Here is an 18,746-nt window from a genome sequence, read left to right as displayed (position 1 = left end):
CATCCGAGTAAAATCGAATACATGGGCTACTGCCGGGAGGTGCTGGAGAGACTGGGGACCGTCGTGTCCACCGGCCTCCAAACCCTGCCCGACGCGGTCCGCGACGACCTCGTCGAACTCGACCGGATGGAGAACCGCGCCACCGCACAACGGCTCCTGAAAACCGCGGCCCTCGCCGACTTCCGCATGAAGTGCCTCCGCACCCTCGGCGTCAGCGAACACCTCCTCCGGGAGATCGCCATCACCGACATTGCTATCGCCACCACTTGCACCGAGACCGTCGCAACCACCTATCTCAAAATCGGCGAGATGCTCACCCACCGCACCCCGAAAATCACGGACGCGTTCCTTGCGGGCGACCTCAACTACCGACGCGTCGCCGCTATCTCCAGCGCACTCGACGAGATCGAGAAGCACACCATCGCCGCCATCGAGGACGAACTGCTCGCCGCAGCCCGTAAGCTGACCCCCGGCCCGCTGCTCGCCGAGATCGAACGCATCCTCATCGCCCACGATCCCGACCTCGCCGCCCACCGCCACCAAGTCGGCAAGGCACGTCGGCGCACCCGCCGACGCAACGCGCCCTTCGGGATGGCATGGTTCGAGGCCTTCCTCACCGCGGATGAGGCGATAAACCTCGAGGCGATGATCGACGAGGTCGCCGCCACCGTCTGCGAGCAGGACCCCCGCAACGCCGGCCAGCGACGCGCCGACGCATTCCTCGCCCTCACCCGCGGCGAGCACGCGATCCCCTGCCGTTGTGGACGTGACGCCTGCCCCCACTTCCTGCAGACCACCCACCAGCCCCGGAACAAGCCCCACGTCTACGTCCACGCCGACCTGGCCACGCTCATGCAGCTGGCGAACAACCCCGCGGTGCTGGCCGGATATGGCCCGATCTGCCCGGACTACGCCCGCATGCTCGCGGAAGACGCCACCTGGCAGCTGCTGATCAACGAGGGCAAGCGCCTCGCCGAACACTGGCAGACCATCAATCCTGGCGACCAGGAGGACGAGGATTCCGGCGGCTTCGTGGACCCGCCAGCGGAGTCCGCCCCGCCTGCCTCCACCCCACCCGAGTCCGACGTGGCCGACAACCTCCGGGAAGATCTTCCCGTCGAGGAAGATCCCGAGTACGAGGACTACCTCGAGCAGCAGTACACCGAATACTGCTCCCGAGAGAAATTGGCCGAGCAGCACCGCGCCACCGCTATGGGCACCGCGCTGCCCGCCAACACCCGCATGCTCCTGGGCCGATCACGGCCAGCCCCGCCGATCCCCCTCGCCGCCTGGTATCGGCGCGACCAGATCCGCTGCGCCCCACGCAAATCGGTGATTGGCGACGGCACCATTATCAATCGCATCCTGATGCATCTCGAGCACCACCCGGCCGACGCCGCCGGGATCCACCCCGACGGGCACGGCGGGTTCGAGCACCCGCCAGACGGTGCCCTGACCTATCGACCCACCGCCGCACAGAAGGCGCTTGTGCGCGCCCGCGATGGGCACTGCCGCTTCCCCGCCTGTACCCGGCCCGCCAAGCGCTGCGAAATCGACCACAGGGTGCCGTTCAACCAGAATCGGCCGAGAGCCGGCGGATGGACCATCGAGTCAAATCTCCAATGTTTGTGCAAACACCATCACCAGCTGAAGACTGCTCGGACCTGGACAGTCGTCGGTCTCGCCGGTTCGGCTCTCATCTGGACTTCTATTACCGGGCACGTCCAGATAACGCTGCCGGCCGGGTTCCGGACCACCGTCGCCCCACCGAATATCCATCTCGACAGGACACCTCTGCCTCCGATCGAGCGGCCCGCGCACCTTCGAGCCGAAAAGCCGCCACCGCCCGAGCCCGACCCACGCGACGGCATCGTCCGATACCGCATCGGCGACAAGATCAACAAGGGCGACGAGTACGGCAGCGGAATCGACCCACCACCGTTCTAGCGGGCAGGACCTCCGCAGTCCCGTCGATGTAGGCAGAAGTCGGGCCGAGGTTGAGCGAGGGCATTTGCGCAGCTTGATTCGGTCCGCTAGCAGACGCGCTCCCATCAGCCATAATCACTGCATGGCCAACCTCTTCGTCAAATCGCTCCAACTGCACCAGCAGATATACGAGTCAACCGGCGGTTGGCTTGGCCACCGCATGATGATGGGCATGCCGTCGCTGCTGCTGCGCTCGGTTGGCCGCAAGACCGGCGAGACTCGCACATCGGCGCTGATCTACGGCCGCGACGGCGAGGACTACACGGTGGTCGCGTCGAACGGCGGCGCGCGCAGGTCCCCCGGCTGGCTGCACAATGTGATGTCGCAACCGGACTGCGAGATCCAGATCGGCCGCCAGCGGCTACCGGTCACCGCGCGCACGGTCCGCCCGGGCGACAGCGACTATGCGCGCATGTGGGCGCGGATGAACAAGATCAACCGGGGCCAGTACGGCCAGTATCAGTCGAAGACCAATCGGCCCATCGCCATAGTGGCGCTCCGGCCCCGGTAGAGAAGTCCCGTTAGCTGGCCGCGCGCAGTTCCCGCAGTGCGGTGCGCAGGCCCCGTCGGCGACCCGTCACCGGATCGACGACTGCCTCCTGCAACCTCGGGAACCGCTTTTCCGAGGCGGTCTCCGGGGCGTTGTCGGAGGTCTCCGTGAGGAAGCTGTTCGGCAGCGACAGCTTGAATACAGTCCGCAGCACCTCAAGGTACTGCACGGCGAGCGGCCCGGTGTTGTAGGGCAGGTCGTATTTATCGCACAGGGTTCGGACGCGGTCGCTGATCTCGCCGTAGCGGTTGCTCGGCAGATCCGGGAACAGGTGGTGCTCAATCTGGTAGCAGAGGTTGCCGGTCATAAACGCCATGCCCGGCCCCGCGTTGATGTTGGCCGTGCCGAGCATCTGACGGAGGTACCACTCGCCGGGCGTCTCGTTCTCGATGTCGTCCATCGTGAACTTCTCCGCGCCGTCCGGAAAGTGCCCGCAGAAGATCACGACGTAGGTCCAGAGGTTCCGGCCCACGTTCGCGCTCGCGTTAGCGGCCAGCGTCCGCTTCCATCGACGGCCGCTCAGCGCGGGGAACAGGACGTAGTCCTTGAACAGCTGCTGCCCAGCCTTGCGGACGAACTCCTTGACCTGGCTGATGGTGTGCGCCCGCTCTTCGGGCGTGCCCTTCAGGTACTCCAGCTTGATGTCGTGGATGCCGATGCCCCACTCGAACCCGATGGCCAGCACCAGGTTCTGGAGGGGCTGGATCAGGTTGATCGGGCGCCATTCCTGGTCGCGAGCCATGCGGATGACACCGAACCCGATGTCCTCGTCCATGCCGAGCACGTTCGTGTATTTGTGGTGCAGATAGTTGTGGTAATGCTTCCACTGGGGCGACGCGCATGCCATGTCCCATTCCCACGAGGTGGAGTGGATTTCGGGCTCGTTCATCCAATCCCACTGGCCGTGGCTGACGTTGTGCCCGATCTCCATGTTCTCGATGCTCTTCGCGACCGCCAGCCCGAGGGTGCCCAGCGCCAGGCCCGTCTTCGACTTGGAGCCGAAGATGACCGCGCGCGATGCGACCTCGATCAGCCGCTGTGCCTGAATGGTGCGCCGGATGTAGCGGGAGTCGCGCTCGCCCAGCGAGCTCTCGACATCCCGTCGAATTGTGTCTAGCTCAGCCCGCAGGCCCTCGATATCGCTGGTGGAGAGGTGCGAGTATGTCGCGACGTCTGAGATTGCCATTAGATTTCGCGCCCTTCAGTTGAGAACTTGAATTCAGTAGCGCCGATCCGCGTGCGGCCCGTCTGGAGCACCACTCACAGCCCCAGCGTGCAGTCGCCTGCGGCCGTGGAGATGCAAGTCTGAATACGCGAGCCCTCCTCATGCAACTTGCCGTTGCGCAGGTCGCGAACAGCGCCCTTCTCGAGTGGCACGACGCAGGTCTGGCAGATCCCCATGCGGCAGCCGAACGGCATCTGCACGCCAGCCTTCTCGCCCGCCTCGAGGAGGGTGGTCGCGCCGTCGATCTCGACAGAGCGGTCGGTCTTGGCGAACGTCACCGTGCCGCCGTCGCCGTCCTGACCGCTGCGGTCGACGGCGAAGCGCTCCAGATGCAGGTTGTCCGCGATGTCCTCTTGTGTCCATCGGGCCTCGACCGCTTCCAGCATCCCGCCGGGGCCGCACACCCAGGCCTGGCGCTCGCGCCAGTCGGGGCAGACGGTATCCAGCTCGTCGAGGTTGAACTTGCCCATCGACCGGGTCAGCTGGAGGTGCAGGCGCAGGCTGTCGTGCCGGCTGGCCAGGTCTTGCAGCTCGTCGCGGAACATCGCATCGGCCTCGGTGGGCGCGGAGTGCACATGCACGACGTCAGTCACCGCACCACGGCGGTCCATGGCCCGCAGCATCGACATGATCGGGGTGACGCCGCTGCCCGCGGTGAGGAAGAGGATCTTCTCCGGCAGTGGCTCCGGCAGCGCGAAGTTGCCCTGGGGCGCCGCGAGCCGGACGATGGTGCCGGGCTCGACGCCGCCGACGATGTGCGAGGACAAAAAGCCCTCGGGCATGGCCTTGACGGTGATCGCGATGGTCTTGTCCGCGTGCACGGGGGCCGAGGTCAACGAATATGAGCGCCAGTGCCATTTGCCGTCGACCAATAGGCCGATGCCGACATACTGGCCGGGCTGATAGTCGAAGTGGAAGCCCCAGCCCGGCTTGATGACCAGGGTGGCGGAGTCCGCAGTCTCCGCGCGCACCTCGACGATTTGGCCGCGCAGTTCACGCGCGGACCACAGGGGATTCGCCAGGTGGAGATAATCGTCCGGCAGCAGCGGGGTCGTGATGCGCGCCAACGCGCCCCGCAGCATGTTCATCCGCGGCGAACTGGTTGTCGCGACGCCCTTTGCCGGTGCCTCGAGCCATTCCTTAAAACCCATCAAGATCCCCATCCGTTGACAAACCTACGCCACCGTAGGTTACCCCGAGGTAGGGCAAAAACGCCAGTGCGGCCACTCACAGCAATTCTATAAGAAACGGGATCTCCTGCGTCGCGTACCAGGCCAGGCCATGATCCTCCGCGTCACCGAGCGCGAGCTCCGCGTCCTCATCCCCCAAATCGGCCGCGTCGATGAACTCCACCGCGCGCGCGATGGCCGGTTCGGCCGCCTCGAGGTCGACCAGCGCCGACGCCACCTTCTTCAGCAGGATCGGCTCCTTGACCCGCAAAACCGCAGCGTCGAGGTCCGGCCGCAGCTCAGCGCCCTCGACGTCGACGGCCAGCACGACGCGACGCATTCGCACGTCCGGATGCGCGGAGAGCAGTCGCAGCGAGCCGCGGGCCGCCTCCATGATGGCCACCTCCGCCAGCTCGTCGTCGTCGTCTGAGATGTACTCCTCGCGCAGCGACGGCGTCACGGAGAAGACCGTGCCGCTGACCGGCATGAGCAGTCCGTCCTTGATCAGCTCTTCCAGCATCGGGATGGTGGCAGGCACGAAAACCCTCATTGGCAGGTCCTTTGATTAATGGTGGTCACAGGGTCTCTAGCAGGTCTTCGATCGACTCCCGGATGAGCTCCGGGAACATCGCCAGGTCCGACATCGCCTCACGGTCCGCGTTGATCCCGTAAAAGATCCTGCCGTCATACGAGGTCAACCCGATACTCAGCGCCTGGTTACGCACCAGCGGCGGCACTGGGTGGATCTCCAACATCTTCGCGCCCGCGAAGTACAGCGGCATCTGCGGCCCCGGCGCGTTCGTGATGACCAGATTGAACGCTCGTCGCGACATGGAGCTGGCGAGTCGCGCGCCCATCGCATGCATCGTCGGTGGCGCGAAACCGGACATCCGGGTCAGGTTACGCGCCGCGACCGCCCGCGAAGAGCTCGGCTGCGAGCTCATCGAGTACGCGATCTGGGACAACCGCACCACAGGATTCTGCTCGCCCACCGGCAGGTCCACCAGGGCCAGGTCAAGCGTCGTACCGCCGTAGAGGGGGCCGAGCGGGTACTGGTCCTGGCCGGAGCCCTCCACACCCACGGAGGGTGGTGCGCCGGGCTTCTGACGGTCGCCGGGGAACACCGACATCGGGACGAGCGCGCGCACCATGGTGGAGCCGCTGACCGCCTCGCCCCGCGAGATCAGCCAATTCCGAAGGGCCCCCGACAGCACGGACAGCGCGGCGTCGTTGATTGTCCCGCCGTAGCGCGCACGCACCCGCTTATAGTCCTGCAGATCGCTGCTGGCCATGACGTATCGGCGGCTGTGGGAGAGTTCGGCGTTGAGCACGCTCGACGGCGCCGACGCGGTCAGACCGCGCGCGATAGACCCGAGTTCCGTGACGGTCTTGCTGACCTTGCTGATCGAGCTCGCGACGTCCCCCACGGCATAGCGCACCAGCTCGATGCCGTCGGTGGGCCGCGAGACCATTCCGGAGAGCGCGTTGATGACCAGCGCCAGGGCGCCCGGCTCCGGGCTTGGCATCCACAGCTCATCGTGGCCCTCGACCTCGTCGGGGCTGGTGTCCAGGAGGACGTGCCCGATGTCGAAGGCGCCGCCGAACGCGTCGACGATCGCCTGGTGGGACTTGGTGAACATCGCGAAGCGGTCGCCTTCGAGCCCCTCGATGACGTACAGCTCCCACAGCGGGCGGTTGCGGTCCAGTGGGCGCGAGATCAGGCGGGCGACCAGCTCGTTGAGCTGTTCCTGCGTGCCGGGGCTCGGCAGCGCGGAGCGGCGGACGTGGTAGGTGATGTCGAAGTCCTCGTCATCGACCCACACCGGCCGGATCAGTCCGCCCGCGATCTCCTTGACCCGCTGCCGATAGCGCGGCACTTGGGACAGTCGGCCCTCGATGAGCGCCAGCAGCCCGTCATAGCCGATGCGCGAGCCCGCGGCGTCGAAGATGGCCAGGGACCCCAAGTGCGCAGGAGTGGCCGAATCCTCGACGTAGAAAAATGCCGCGTCCTGCCCGCTCAACCGTGTGACCATCGTCGACGATTCCCGCTTCCCACCCGATTACCCGCCCATTGCGGGGTGCCCCCACATTCTGTCATGATGGTCGAAGTCCGCGCCTCTCCAGCGGACTCGACCCATCCATCACTGGCATGCCACCAGGTGGTTGCCCGCTGTCGAGTCTGGAGAGAGCCTTGTCTGACTATCCGACCAACTTTCAAGTGCCTGCTGGCATCCGCATCCACGCGCATGCCGAACTGTGGCCCATCGCCGACTCCAGCATGCGATATCTCTCGCGGCCGCCCATGTGGGAGCCGCCTGCGCAGCCGACGATCCCACGCATGATCTTCGCCGGGCCAGCTCCCGCGCCAGTCGCCACGCGAGCGCCAGAGGCGCCGCCAACAGCAGCGCTAACAGAGCCGCCGCCCATCGTGCCGCCGGCGGCTAGCCCCACCTCCGCCTCCGCCGTCGAAGTGCGGCGCATGGTCGAGGGCCTCCTGCGTCTGACCCTGGAGATCGTCGACCGACGCCGTCGTCCCGACCAGCTCAAGGGTATGGCCACCCAGCCCGTGATCGACGCGCTCACGGCGCTGGCGGTGAGCCGCCCGCCCGGCCGCGAACTGGGCACCGCCACGCTCCGCAAGATCCGCATCGTCGCGGCGGGCCACAGCGCGGCCGAGGTGTGTGCCAGCTACGCCCGCGGACCCCGGGTATTCGCGATCGCCGGCCGCATCGAACGCCGTCGGGACCTGTGGGTGGCGACCAACCTGCTCCTGGCCTAAAAGCCGTCCGGGCCCGCATCGCAAGGATGCGGGCCCGGACGGCTGGAGCGTTTGCTACTTGCGCTTCTTGGACTTCGGCGGCTTGGCCCTGCCCTTGCTCTCCGCGCGCTGCTCGGCGCGGCGGTCACGGCGCGAGCCGCCTTGGCCGTCGTCGGCGGCCTCGCGGGTGACGTGGGCCTGGCCGTCCTCGTCTGGCCCGGAGTAGGTCAGCGCGGGCGCAGGCTCGTCGCCGAAGCCCCTGGCGCGCAACGCGACCGGCGCCGGAGCCGGGGCCTCTTCTTTCTTCATCTCGACAGGCGCCAGCTCGGTGGGCAGCGGCTGGGCCTGCGCTTGAGCTTGGGCCTGCGCTGGAGCGCCGCCAACCTCGATGGTGGGCTGGGCCGGCTCGACCGCCGCGTTGAAGACGTAGCCGACGGACTCCTCCTTGAGGGACTCGAGCATGCCCTTGAACATGTCGAAGCCCTCACGCTGGTACTCCACCAGGGGATCGCGCTGCGCCATCGCGCGCAGGCCGATGCCCTCCTTGAGGTAGTCCATCTCATAGAGGTGCTCGCGCCACTTGCGGTCGATGACCTGCATCAGGACGTTGCGCTCGATCTGGCGCATCGCGCCCTCGCCGCCGATCGCGTCGATCTCGGCCTCGCGGTTGCGATACGCGGCCAGCGCATCCTCAACGAGAGCCTCGCGCAGCGCGGTCCGGCTCAGCTCGTCACGCTGGCCATTCGCCGTCTCGCCGGTGAGGTCCTCATGCCTGATCGAGACGGGGTAGAGCGCCTTGAGCGCACCCCACAGCGTGTCGAGGTCCCAGTCCTCCACGTAGCCATCCGCGGACGCACCGTCGGCGTAGGCCGTGACGACGTCGCGGATCATGTGCTCGACTTGGCCCTCGAAGTCCTCGCCGCGCAGGATCCGGCGGCGCTCCTCGTAGATGACGGTGCGCTGCTGGTTCATCACCTCGTCGTACTTGAGGACGTTCTTGCGGATCTCGAAGTTCTGCTGCTCTACCTGCGTCTGCGCGTTCTTGATGGCCTTGGAGACGATGCTCGAGTCGATCGGCATGTCCTCCGGCATGTTCAGGCGCGTCATAATCGACTCCACAGCGGCGCCGTTGAACCGGCGCATCAGCTCATCGCCCAGCGACAGGTAGAAGCGGGACTCGCCGGGGTCGCCCTGCCGGCCGGAGCGGCCGCGCAGCTGGTTGTCGATGCGGCGGGACTCGTGGCGCTCGGTGCCCAGCACATACAGGCCGCCGGAGTCCTTGACCTTCTCGGCCTCGGCCTTGACCTCGGCCTTGACCCGCTCGATGGTCTCGTCCCAGTCCTTCTCGTACTCCTCGGGCGTCTCGACCGGGTCGAAGCCGCGCGTGCGCACCTCGAGGTCGGCCAGGATGTCCGGGTTGCCGCCGAGCACGACGTCGGTGCCACGGCCGGCCATGTTGGTGGCCACCGTGATCGCGCCGGAGCGACCGGCCTCGGCGATGATGCTCGCCTCATGCTCGTGGTGCTTGGCGTTGAGCACGTTGTGCACCATGCCGCGCTTGGTGAACTGCTGGGACAGGTACTCCGAGCGCTCCACGCTGGTGGTGCCGATCAGGACCGGCTGCCCGTTGGCGTGCCGCTCCGCGACATCGTCGACGACGGCGTCGAACTTGGCCTCTTCCGTCTTGTAGATCAGATCGCGCTGGTCGGCGCGGACCATGGGGCGGTTCGTCGGGATCGGGATCACGCCGAGCTTGTAGATCTCGTTCAGCTCGGCGGCCTCGGTCTCCGCGGTGCCCGTCATGCCGGCGAGCTTGGTGTACAGGCGGAAGTAGTTCTGCAGGGTGATCGTGGCCAGGGTCTGGTTCTCCGGCTTGATCTCCACGCGCTCCTTGGCCTCGATCGCCTGGTGCATGCCCTCGTTATAGCGGCGCCCGGCCAGCACACGGCCGGTGAACTCATCGACGATGATGACCTCGCCGCCGCGGACGATGTAGTCCTTGTCGGGCTGATAGAGCTCTTTGGCCTTGATCGCGTTGTTCAGGTAGTTCACCAGCGGCGAGTTCGCAGACTCGTAGAGGTTCTCGACGCCGAGCTGGTCCTCGACGAGCTCGACGCCCGCCTCGTGGATGCCCACGGTCCGCTTCTTGATGTCGACCTCGTAGTGCTCGTCTTTCTTGAGCAGCGGCGCGATGCGCGCGAACTCGGCGTACCAGTTCGAGGCGCCGTCGGCCGGGCCCGAGATGATCAGCGGCGTGCGGGCCTCATCGATGAGGATCGAGTCGACCTCGTCGACGATGGCATAGCTGTGGCCACGCTGGACGAGGTCCTCGATGCTGTGCGTCATGTTGTCGCGCAGGTAGTCGAAGCCGAACTCGTTATTGGTGCCGTAGGTGATATCCGAGTTGTACGACGCACGGCGCTGGTCCGGCGTCATCCCGCCCAGGATCGAGCCGACCGAGAAGCCGAGGAAGTGGTGCACGCGGCCCATCCACTCGGCATCGCGCTTGGCGAGGTAGTCGTTGACCGTGACCACGTGGACGCCCTTGCCGCCAATGGCGTTCAAGTAGGCCGGCAGCACACAGGTCAGGGTCTTGCCCTCGCCTGTCTTCATCTCGGCGATATTGCCGAAGTGCAGCGCCGCGCCACCCATGATCTGGACGTCGTAGTGTTTCTGGCCGAGCACACGGAAGGACGCCTCGCGGGCGACGGCGAAGGCCTCCGGCAGCAGCTCGTCGAGCGACTCGCCGTCCGCGTGCCGCTTCTGGAACTCCTCGGTCTTGGCCTGCAGCTGCTCGTCAGTGAGCGCCTCGATATCCGGCGCGTGCGAGAGGACATGGTCTGCGACCTTCTTGAGCCGCTTGACCATGCGGCCCTCACCGATACGGAGCAGTTTCGACAGCACGGGTTCTGTTTCCTCAATCCTGTGTGAACTCGCGTTCCGGGCACAAGATGCCCCCGAAACAGTGGATCCGGCCGGGGCGTGTAGTCCCCGACCGGATCCATGGTAGGCGTAGATCAGTTTGGCTAGGCCAGTCGGATCAATCCGTAGTCGAATGCGTGCCGTCGGTAGACCACCGACGGCTTGTCCGAGGCGGAGTCCTGGAACAGGAAGAAATCATGTCCTACCAGCTCCATCTCGTAAAGTGCCTCGTCGACTGTCATGGGCGTGGACGGGTGGTCCTTGGTGCGCACCACCTGTCCGGGGCCCACCGGATAGTCGTCATTCTCCAGACCGATCTCCGGCGAGATGGCCAGCGAGTCGTCCTGGGCCAGCTCCGCGGTGGCGGTGGCGACAGACATCGGGGTCTTCTCCCCGTAGCTGACCGTTCTGCGGTCCTTGGTCTTGCGCAGCCGGCTCTCCAGCTTGGCGACGGCCAGCTCGAGGGCGGCGTAGAAACTGTCCGCCCGAGCCTCTGCGCGGACGACCGGGCCCTTGCCCCGCGCCGTGATCTCCACGCGCTGGGCGGCCTTGGCCTGCCGCTTGTTGCGCTCGTGTTGGAGCTCGACGTCGAATATCTGAACCTTTAGGTCGAACCGCTCCAGCCGAGCGAGCTTATCCGCGACATGCACCCGGAAGTGGTCTGGGACTTCCACGTTGCGGCCCTTGACTACTAGGTCCGCACCCAGGCTCCGGCCGCTGCCGTCGGATTCCTCAACTTGATCAGCGGACAGGAAATCCATTGTTACTTCTGAACTGGTCGACATGTCGAACCTCCCAGCTTTGGCTGCCGCGATGGAAGACGCAGCAGCGCCGATGGCCGTTCTGTGTTTTCACTCGACACCGATGGGTTTTGCCCTTCGGTGTTGAGGCCGACGCTAGTCGCGATCCGGTGACTCCGCCACGTGTTTGACGACAAATGACTGAGATGGGATTCGCGGGCACAGTCAAAGTGCTGGCCCCGGCGCCAGCGGCTCTCACACGTGTACCAGCGCGAGCACCGCGTGCACCCGCACCCCGGCGGCGCTGAGCACACGGACCGACTCCGACGCCGTCGCGCCCGTCGTGACGACGTCGTCGACTAGGACCACCGTCCCCGTCCTGGGAATCACGCCGCGCAGCCGGACCTGCCCGTCGAGGTTGCGCGTGCGCGCCTCCGCGCCCAGGCCCACGGAGTCCCGCACTCCCCTGCCCATCTCGAGGTTCGCCGCGACGACGACCTGCTCGGGCGCGAGTGCGGCGGCGGCCCGGCCGACAATTCGATGCACGGGGTCCCCGCCGCGTCTGCGCGCCGCGGCCCTCCTGGACGGCGCCGGCACCAGGGCCAGCGGGGCCAGCTCCGGTGGGTCCAGCTCGCCGAGCTCGCGGAGCCGGCTTAGGCCCACAGCTAGCGCCTGTCCCAGCGGCTGGGACAGATCGCGCCGGCCGTGCTCCTTAACCTCGAGCACAGCCTGCCGGCGGCTGCCCACATAGGTGCCCAGCGACCACACCGGGACGCCGGGGTCCACGCGGGGCCGCAGCCGCACCGGCCCCTGGCCGTAGGCGTCCGCGCACGGGCCACACCAGCGAGTGCCTGGCGTCGCGCAGCCCCCGCACTCGAGGGGCAGCGCAAGATCGAGCACAGACGACCAGAGCTTGCCCATGCCGCACATCATGCCCCGGCCCCAGACATCCACTGCCAATCAGCCCTGCGTCACCGGCACCGCCCCGTTGCCCATCAGTCCGGGCACCTCGCGCCAGTACTGTTCGTCCGCGGTGCCGGGGATCGACAAGCGCATCACGCCGCGGCTGTCGACCACGTAGGCCTCGCTCGCGGTCATGTCGATCGCCCGCAGGGGCGGCGAGAGGTTGCGGTTGGTCATGGGCCGCACGAAGAAACCGTCGTAGGATAGCTGCGCCAGCGGGTTATCGGCGCCGGACCGGAGCACGCCGAGATTTTGGCTGCCATTCCAGTCCAGCGAGATCAGCGACGAGCCCAGGGAGAAGCCGATGGCCCGTGGCGCGCTGAGCCGATAGCTGCCGTCGTCGAGTGGCGTGGAATAGGCGATGAACACGCGGCCGCCGACGATCAGTGCCACGCGCACCCCGTCGCCGGAGATCCGCATCTCCGTGATCGGCCCGCCCAGCTCGGTGATCTCTCGGATATCCACCGGGGCGCTGAACCAGCGGCCGTCCGAGCCCTTCGCCGCCCGCACGACCTTGTCGCCGCCGATCGCCGCCCACACCGAGTTGTCGCCGACGCTCCAGGTGGGTCGCGTGATCGCACCGCCCGATGCGACCGGTACCGCGTCGCCGCCGAAGGGGCCCACGACGAGTTCTAGGAGCCGCTCGCCGGGCACATCCGCGATCCGCACGCCGGCCACCTCATCGCCCCCGCGCGAGAGGCTGGCGCTGATCAGGTCGCTCGGCTGGCCCAGTGCTCCCGGGACGGGGATGGCGCCGGACTCCACCACGCTGACCAGGGTGCCGTCGGTGATGGCGAGCAGTCCTGCGCTGTGGCTCTCCGTATCCGACGAGAAGACGGCGACGTCCTCGGTGGTGAGCGGCTCTGGGTGGGTCGCGTCCAACGGCGCGCCGTCGGCGAGGATTTCATAGGGGCCGGCGATCCCGGCCGAGGACAACGTCCAAATCACCTGTGCTGCCAGCAGTCTCCGGTTGGCCTGCCCCAGGCTGCCGATGCCCTGAAAGTCCATCTTGACACCACCGACACCGATGCCGACGTCGCTGTCTCGCCCGTCGAGCTTGGTGAGCGTGCTGCGCAGGTGCACATCGCTGCCGAGCTTATTGCTGACGGCTTCGGCCAGCGGCGCCTTCGGCCCAGTGATCAACATGTCGATCAGCTGGGCGGCTAGCTCATCCGTCCGCAGCGAGAGCCATCGCGGGTCGGCCACGACGACCGTGCCCTGCCGGTTCAGGAAATACAGCGCCACCTCGTGGTAAGCGTTGAGGAACTGGGAGCGGTCGACAATGACCCCGTCCGGCAGTTGATCGATCCGCCACTCGTTGTTCTCGCGGATCATCGTCACGCGGGTCTCGAGAGTGCCTTCCTCGGCCTTGAACACCCCCTGGTCGTCGAGGTCGCCGACCTTCGCTGCCCGAACGAGCAGCGTGGCGGAATCTGCGGTGCGGGAGTCGAAGAACACGTCTATCTTCTCGACGATGGAGATCGACACGGTGTCGTCCCACCGGACCGCCGCGGACCCCGTCAGGTACTTGCGGGCGGCGGAATGGCGACCGCCCGGCTCACTGCTGGCCTTGACGAAATCGCGCAGCAACAGGTCCGGCTCTTTGCCGGAGGTCGGGGTCGGGACGTCCGCCAGGCCGGCGTCACGCTGGACGACCCCGATCGCCTGCGGCGCGGAGGTCGACGGCAGCGCGGCGCAGCCGGTGAGCAGCAGCACTCCCACGAGCACCAGCGTCAACAATGCGCCGAAGGTGGACTTCCCAGCAGAGATTCTCACGGCAGCGACTCCCCCTCGGGCAGCGGCGCGGGGGCCTTGGCGATGCCCCGCGGCACGCGGGTGTGCAGGGACAGGGGGCTGCCGGTGAGCCGGTGCCCGAGTACGCGCGGCAGTGTCAGTCGGAAGCAGGCGCCCTCACCGGGGGCGCCCCACGCCTCCAGCTTGCCGTGGTGCAGCAGCGCGTCCTCCATGCTGATGGCCAGGCCCAGCCCAGTTCCGCCAGAGCGCCGCATGCGCGACGGGTCGGCGCGCCAGAATCTGTTGAACACCAGTTTCTCCTCCCCCGGCCGCAGCCCGATGCCCTCGTCGCAGACGACGACTGCCACCGCGTTGTCGTCTGCGCGCAGGCGCAGCAGCACCGGCTCGCCCTCCCCGTGGTCCAGGGCGTTGGCCAGGAGGTTTCGCAATACCCGCTCGACGCGCCGCGGGTCCACCTCCGCGACGACGGGCTCGTCGGGCAGGTCCAGGATCAAGTGGCTGCCGGCTTCACCGATCAGGTGCTCGACTGTCGCGACGGCGCCCCGTACACACGCGCGCAGGTCCAGCTTCTCGGCGGCGAGTTCCGCCACGCCGGCGTCGTGCCGGCTGATCTCGAGCAGGTCCGCAAGCAACGCCTCGAACCGGTCCAGCTCGTTGGTCATAAGCTCGGCGGACCGGCGCAGCACCGGGTCTAGATCGTCCCGGTTGTCGTAGATCAGGTCGGCCGCCATCCGCACCGTCGTCAACGGCGTCCGCAGCTCGTGGCTCACGTCGGAGGTGAACCGCTTCTGCAGGTTGCCATACTCCTCAAGCTGGGCGATCTGTCGGGAGAGGTTCTCGGCCATGTCGTTGAAGGACACGGCGAGGCGGGCGATGTCGTCCTCGCCATGCACCGGCATGCGCTCGGTGAGCCGGCCGTCTGCGAAGCGTTCGGCGATGCGCGACGCATACCGCACCGGCAGCACCACCTGGCGCGCCACGAGCAGCGAGATCGCGGTCAGCAGGCCGAGCAGCACGATGCCGCCAGTCAAGAGGATGCCCTGGACCAGGGTGAGAGTGCGCTGCTCCGCGATCAGCGGGAAGATCAAGTACAGCTCGATGGGCGAGATGTCCGAGCCCGCCGGGGAGCCCACAATCAGAGCTGGCACGATCGCACCGTCCGGGCCGGGCACCGAACCGTACTGGTAGCTGACTTTGCCAGCCTGCACGAAGGTGCGCAGGCTGTCCGGGATATCGCGCACCGGGCCGGCGGACGTCTCTGGGCTGGGGCCGCTGCCGGGCACGATCACCACCGGCTCGAAGGCCCCGGCACTGTTGCCCGTCTGGCCGTCGGTGGTGGGATCGACCAGCGCCGACTTCGCGGCCTCGAGGCGGTTCTCCAGCGCACTGGTCGAGTCCGCCGCGCCCAGAATCCGGTCCACCGTGCCGCGCGCGCGGTCGATCTCCTCGGTAGCTGCCGCGACCTTGGCCTCGAGCATGCGGTCGGTGATCTGGCTGCTCAGCACGAAGCCCAGGATCAAGATGACAATGAGGGACAACGTGAGGGTCGAGACCACGACCCGCAGCTGTAGGGAGCGCCGCCAGCTCCGTGCCAGACGGCGCCCCACGGAGCGGCCGCGCCTGGCGATGCCGGTCGCGGCCCGATGGACTCGGCTCCGCGCCCGGATTCGGCGACCGATCACGGAGGTCCGGCTTTGTAGCCGACCCCCCGAACGGTCAGGACGACCTCGGGATTATCGGGATCACGCTCGATCTTCGCGCGCAGCCGCTGCACGTGCACGTTGACCAGCCGGGTGTCCGCCGCGTGGCGGTAACCCCACACTTGCTCGAGGAGCACCTCACGGGTGAAGACCTGGCGGGGCTTGCGCGCGAGCGCGACCAGCAGGTCGAACTCCAGCGGGGTGAGCGAGATCGGCTCGCCGCCGCGTGTCGCCACATGTGCGGGGACGTCGATCTGGACCTCGCCGATGGCCAGGATCTCCGCCGGCTCATCCTCGAGGCGCCGCAGCCGGGCACGCACCCGGGCAATGAGCTCCTTCGGCTTGAAGGGCTTGACCATGTAGTCGTCGGCGCCGGACTCGAGGCCCAGGACCACGTCGACGGTGTCCGTCTTGGCGGTGAGCATGATGATCGGCACGCTGGACTCGCTGCGGATCGCCCGGCACACGTCGATGCCGTTCATGCCTGGCAGCATCAGGTCCAGGAGGATCAGATCCGGGCGGAACTCGCGCATCTGCGGGAGCGCTGACAGGCCGTCGCCGACGACGAGCGGCTCAAAGCCCTCGGCCTCGAGCACGATGGTGAGCATCTCCGCCAGCGCGGCGTCGTCATCGACTACCAGAATCTTCGGCTTCATATCCTCATCGCGATATCTCGTCGTCTGTGTGTTGATTAGTTGAGCGCTACACGTACTAGTGCTTGGGACAGGCTACCGATGTTTACCCGGCTAGCCGACCAAGCGCGCCGCGAGGGCCCCAATCGCGTCCGGCCCAGCCAACTCGCCGACCCGCGTGATTGTCCACGGGGCCAGCCAGTTCGCCGCGGCCAGCTGCTCGTAGACCGCCGCGGTCCGGGCCTGCAGACCCTCGTCTCGCTCATACGCGTCCCGGGTGCGCGACGCGTCCTGCGCCTCACGTCCCCGCGCCCGCTCCCGGGCCACCTCGACCGGCACGGCCAGCAACAGGTGCCGGTCCGGGACGGGGAGGCCGAAGCGCTCGAACTCCATCTCCCGCACCCAGTCCGCGAAACCGTCGGCCGGGCCCTGCCGCAGCCGCGCGCAGCCATAGGCGGCGTTCGAGGCGACGTAGCGGTCCAGGAGCACGATGTCGTGCGCGGCGACCTGGGCCGCCAGGCCAGCGCGGTGCTCGCGCCGGTCCAGCGCCCACATCAGGGCCATGCCGTAGACGGAGTCCGCGAGGTCCCCGTGCTGGCCGTGCAGCGCCTCGGAGCCCAGGTCCGCGTGCACGGACTCCCCGTAGCGGGGGAAGGCCGCAGTCGCGACCCGGACTCCATCGGCCCGCCAGCTCCGGACAAGCGCCTCCGTGAGGGTGCGCTTGCCGGCGCCGTCGATGCCCTCGATGACGAGCAGTTTTCCCATGACTGGTGCTTAGCGCCCGCCCGCTTCTAGTACCGGTAGTGCTCGGGCTTGTACGGGCCGTCGACGTCGACGCCGATGTACTCCGCCTGCTCCTTGGTGAGCTTGGTGATGGAGCCGCCGAGCGCCTCGACGTGGATGCGCGCGACCTTCTCGTCGAGGTGCTTGGGCAGGCGGTAGACCTCGTTGTCGTACTCGTCGGGCTTGGTCCACAGCTCGATCTGCGCGATGGTCTGGTTCGCGAAGGAGTTGGACATCACGAACGACGGGTGGCCGGTGGCGTTGCCGAGGTTCAGCAGGCGACCCTCCGACAGCACGATGATGCTGTGTCCATCGGCGAAGGTGAACTCGTCGACCTGGGGCTTGATGTTGATCCGCGTGACGTCGGCCGCGCGCTCGAGGCCGGCCATGTCGATCTCGTTGTCGAAGTGGCCGATATTGCCCAGGATGGCCTGGTGCTTCATCTGCTTCATGTGCTCGAACGTGATGATGTCCTTGTTGCCGGTGGACGTGATCACGATGTCGGCCTGGCCGATGAACTCCTCGACGGTCTTGACGTCGAAGCCGTCCATGAGCGCCTGCAGCGCGTTGATCGGGTCGGCCTCGGTGACCGTGACGCGCGCGCCCTGGCCCTTGAGCGCCTCGGCGCAGCCCTTGCCCACGTCGCCGTAGCCGCAGACCAGCGCGGCCTTGCCGCCGATGAGGACGTCGGTGCCGCGGTTGATGCCGTCGAGCAGCGAGTGGCGGGTGCCGTACTTGTTGTCGAACTTGCTCTTGGTGACCGAGTCGTTGACGTTGATCGCGGGGAAGACGAGCTCGCCGGCGGCGGCGAACTGGTACAGGCGCAGCACGCCCGTGGTGGTCTCCTCGGTGACACCCTTGACGGACTCCGCGATGGCGGTCCACTTGGTGTTGTCGGCGGCGAGCGAGGCGCGCAGCAGGGCCAGGAACACCTTGTGCTCAGCGCTGTCGTGCTCCTCGTCGACGGGCGGGACCACGCCGGCCTTCTCGAACTGCGCGCCGCGCAGCACGAGCGTGGTGGCATCGCCGCCGTCGTCGAGGATCATGTTGGCGGGGCGCTCGGAACCATCAGCGGCGGCGGGCCAGGTCAGCATCTGCTCGGCAGCCCACCAGTACTCCTCGAGGCTCTCGCCCTTCCACGCGAAGACCGGGACGCCCTGAGGCGCCTCGGGGGTGCCGTGCTTGCCGACGACGATGGCCGCGGCGGCATGGTCCTGGGTGGAGAAGATGTTGCACGACGCCCATCGAACGTCAGCACCGAGGCTCGTCAAGGTCTCGATCAGCACGGCGGTCTGGACCGTCATGTGCAGCGAGCCCGACACGCGGGCGCCCTTGAGCGGCTGGACATCGGCGTACTCGCGGCGCAGCTCCATCAAACCGGGCATCTCATGCTCGGCGAGGCGAATCTCCTTGCGGCCGAACTCGGCGAGGGACAGGTCCGCCACCTTGAAATCGATGCCGTTGGAAACGTCCACCGTCATTCGCGTGCTCGCGCTGGTCATGTGCAAACTCCTCATAGAATTTCGGACCCCGTCAGGAGATGGGTCGGTTGTCAAGGCTATC

General features: G+C 67.2%; 15 protein-coding genes. 3 read left to right on the top strand and 12 right to left on the bottom strand.

Going from position 1 to position 18,746, the window contains the following annotated elements:
- Positions 1–21 precede the first annotated feature (21 nt).
- Both TBIF_RS24345 and TBIF_RS03830 read left to right on the top strand, forming a co-directional pair.
- Complete coding sequence (locus TBIF_RS24345) at positions 22–1,947, top strand: HNH endonuclease signature motif containing protein (protein WP_024793542.1); 1,926 nt, start codon at positions 22–24, stop codon at positions 1,945–1,947.
- Positions 1,948–2,068: 121 nt separating this feature from the next.
- Positions 2,069–2,497 (top strand): nitroreductase family deazaflavin-dependent oxidoreductase, encoded by a 429-nt coding sequence (locus tag TBIF_RS03830; protein WP_024793541.1) that lies wholly within the window; start codon positions 2,069–2,071, stop codon positions 2,495–2,497.
- Between the two features lie 10 nt (positions 2,498–2,507).
- Here TBIF_RS03830 and TBIF_RS03825 read toward each other — a convergent pair whose 3' ends face one another.
- The 4 genes from TBIF_RS03825 to TBIF_RS03810 form a co-directional block, all read right to left on the bottom strand.
- Positions 2,508–3,722 carry a fatty acid desaturase family protein gene (locus TBIF_RS03825; RefSeq protein ID WP_024793540.1) on the bottom strand — a complete coding sequence of 405 codons (1,215 nt, stop codon included), beginning with the start codon at positions 3,720–3,722 and terminating at the stop codon, positions 2,508–2,510.
- Between the two features lie 74 nt (positions 3,723–3,796).
- Complete coding sequence (locus tag TBIF_RS03820; protein WP_024793539.1) at positions 3,797–4,912, bottom strand: ferredoxin reductase; 1,116 nt, start codon at positions 4,910–4,912, stop codon at positions 3,797–3,799.
- Between the two features lie 76 nt (positions 4,913–4,988).
- Positions 4,989–5,480: a DUF6912 family protein gene (locus tag TBIF_RS03815; protein WP_024793538.1), complete on the bottom strand. Its 492-nt coding sequence runs from the start codon at positions 5,478–5,480 to the stop codon at positions 4,989–4,991.
- Positions 5,481–5,505: 25 nt separating this feature from the next.
- Positions 5,506–6,963, bottom strand: a complete 1,458-nt coding sequence (locus TBIF_RS03810; RefSeq protein ID WP_024793537.1) for a WS/DGAT/MGAT family O-acyltransferase — start codon at positions 6,961–6,963, stop codon at positions 5,506–5,508.
- Between the two features lie 158 nt (positions 6,964–7,121).
- Between TBIF_RS03810 and TBIF_RS25275 the strand changes: the two genes are divergently transcribed.
- Positions 7,122–7,709: an Rv3235 family protein gene (locus TBIF_RS25275; protein WP_148302146.1), complete on the top strand. Its 588-nt coding sequence runs from the start codon at positions 7,122–7,124 to the stop codon at positions 7,707–7,709.
- Positions 7,710–7,763: 54 nt separating this feature from the next.
- Here the strand turns inward: TBIF_RS25275 and secA are convergent, their stop codons facing one another.
- From secA to ahcY, 8 genes are all read right to left on the bottom strand, one after another.
- On the bottom strand, positions 7,764–10,556 hold the full coding sequence (gene secA / locus TBIF_RS03795) for a preprotein translocase subunit SecA (RefSeq protein ID WP_024793534.1): 2,793 nt from the start codon (positions 10,554–10,556) through the stop codon (positions 7,764–7,766).
- Between the two features lie 158 nt (positions 10,557–10,714).
- Complete coding sequence (gene hpf, locus TBIF_RS03790; RefSeq protein ID WP_242474001.1) at positions 10,715–11,371, bottom strand: ribosome hibernation-promoting factor, HPF/YfiA family; 657 nt, start codon at positions 11,369–11,371, stop codon at positions 10,715–10,717.
- A gap of 234 nt (positions 11,372–11,605) precedes the next feature.
- Positions 11,606–12,250, bottom strand: a complete 645-nt coding sequence (locus TBIF_RS03785) for a ComF family protein (RefSeq protein ID WP_024793532.1) — start codon at positions 12,248–12,250, stop codon at positions 11,606–11,608.
- Positions 12,251–12,310: 60 nt separating this feature from the next.
- Positions 12,311–14,089: an MtrAB system accessory lipoprotein LpqB gene (lpqB, locus tag TBIF_RS03780; RefSeq protein ID WP_051461339.1), complete on the bottom strand. Its 1,779-nt coding sequence runs from the start codon at positions 14,087–14,089 to the stop codon at positions 12,311–12,313.
- Positions 14,086–15,750, bottom strand: a complete 1,665-nt coding sequence (gene mtrB / locus TBIF_RS22800; protein WP_084611522.1) for an MtrAB system histidine kinase MtrB — start codon at positions 15,748–15,750, stop codon at positions 14,086–14,088. The genes lpqB and mtrB overlap by 4 nt, the downstream gene beginning before the upstream one ends.
- Positions 15,747–16,424, bottom strand: a complete 678-nt coding sequence (gene mtrA, locus TBIF_RS03770; protein ID WP_024793530.1) for an MtrAB system response regulator MtrA — start codon at positions 16,422–16,424, stop codon at positions 15,747–15,749. Before mtrA ends, mtrB begins: the two co-directional genes overlap by 4 nt.
- Positions 16,425–16,514: 90 nt before the next feature.
- Positions 16,515–17,165, bottom strand: coding sequence for a dTMP kinase (locus TBIF_RS03765; protein WP_024793529.1), 651 nt, complete (start codon positions 17,163–17,165; stop codon positions 16,515–16,517).
- Between the two features lie 26 nt (positions 17,166–17,191).
- Entirely contained in the window at positions 17,192–18,685 is a 1,494-nt protein-coding gene (ahcY, locus tag TBIF_RS03760) for an adenosylhomocysteinase (RefSeq protein ID WP_024793528.1), read from the bottom strand.
- Positions 18,686–18,746 lie beyond the last annotated feature (61 nt).

Origin of the sequence: Tomitella biformata AHU 1821 (assembly GCF_000524475.1) — a bacterium.
GTDB lineage: Bacteria > Actinomycetota > Actinomycetes > Mycobacteriales > Mycobacteriaceae > Tomitella > Tomitella biformata.
Note: the sequence above shows the minus strand (reverse complement) of the source record. Positions and strands in the feature narration are given on the sequence as shown.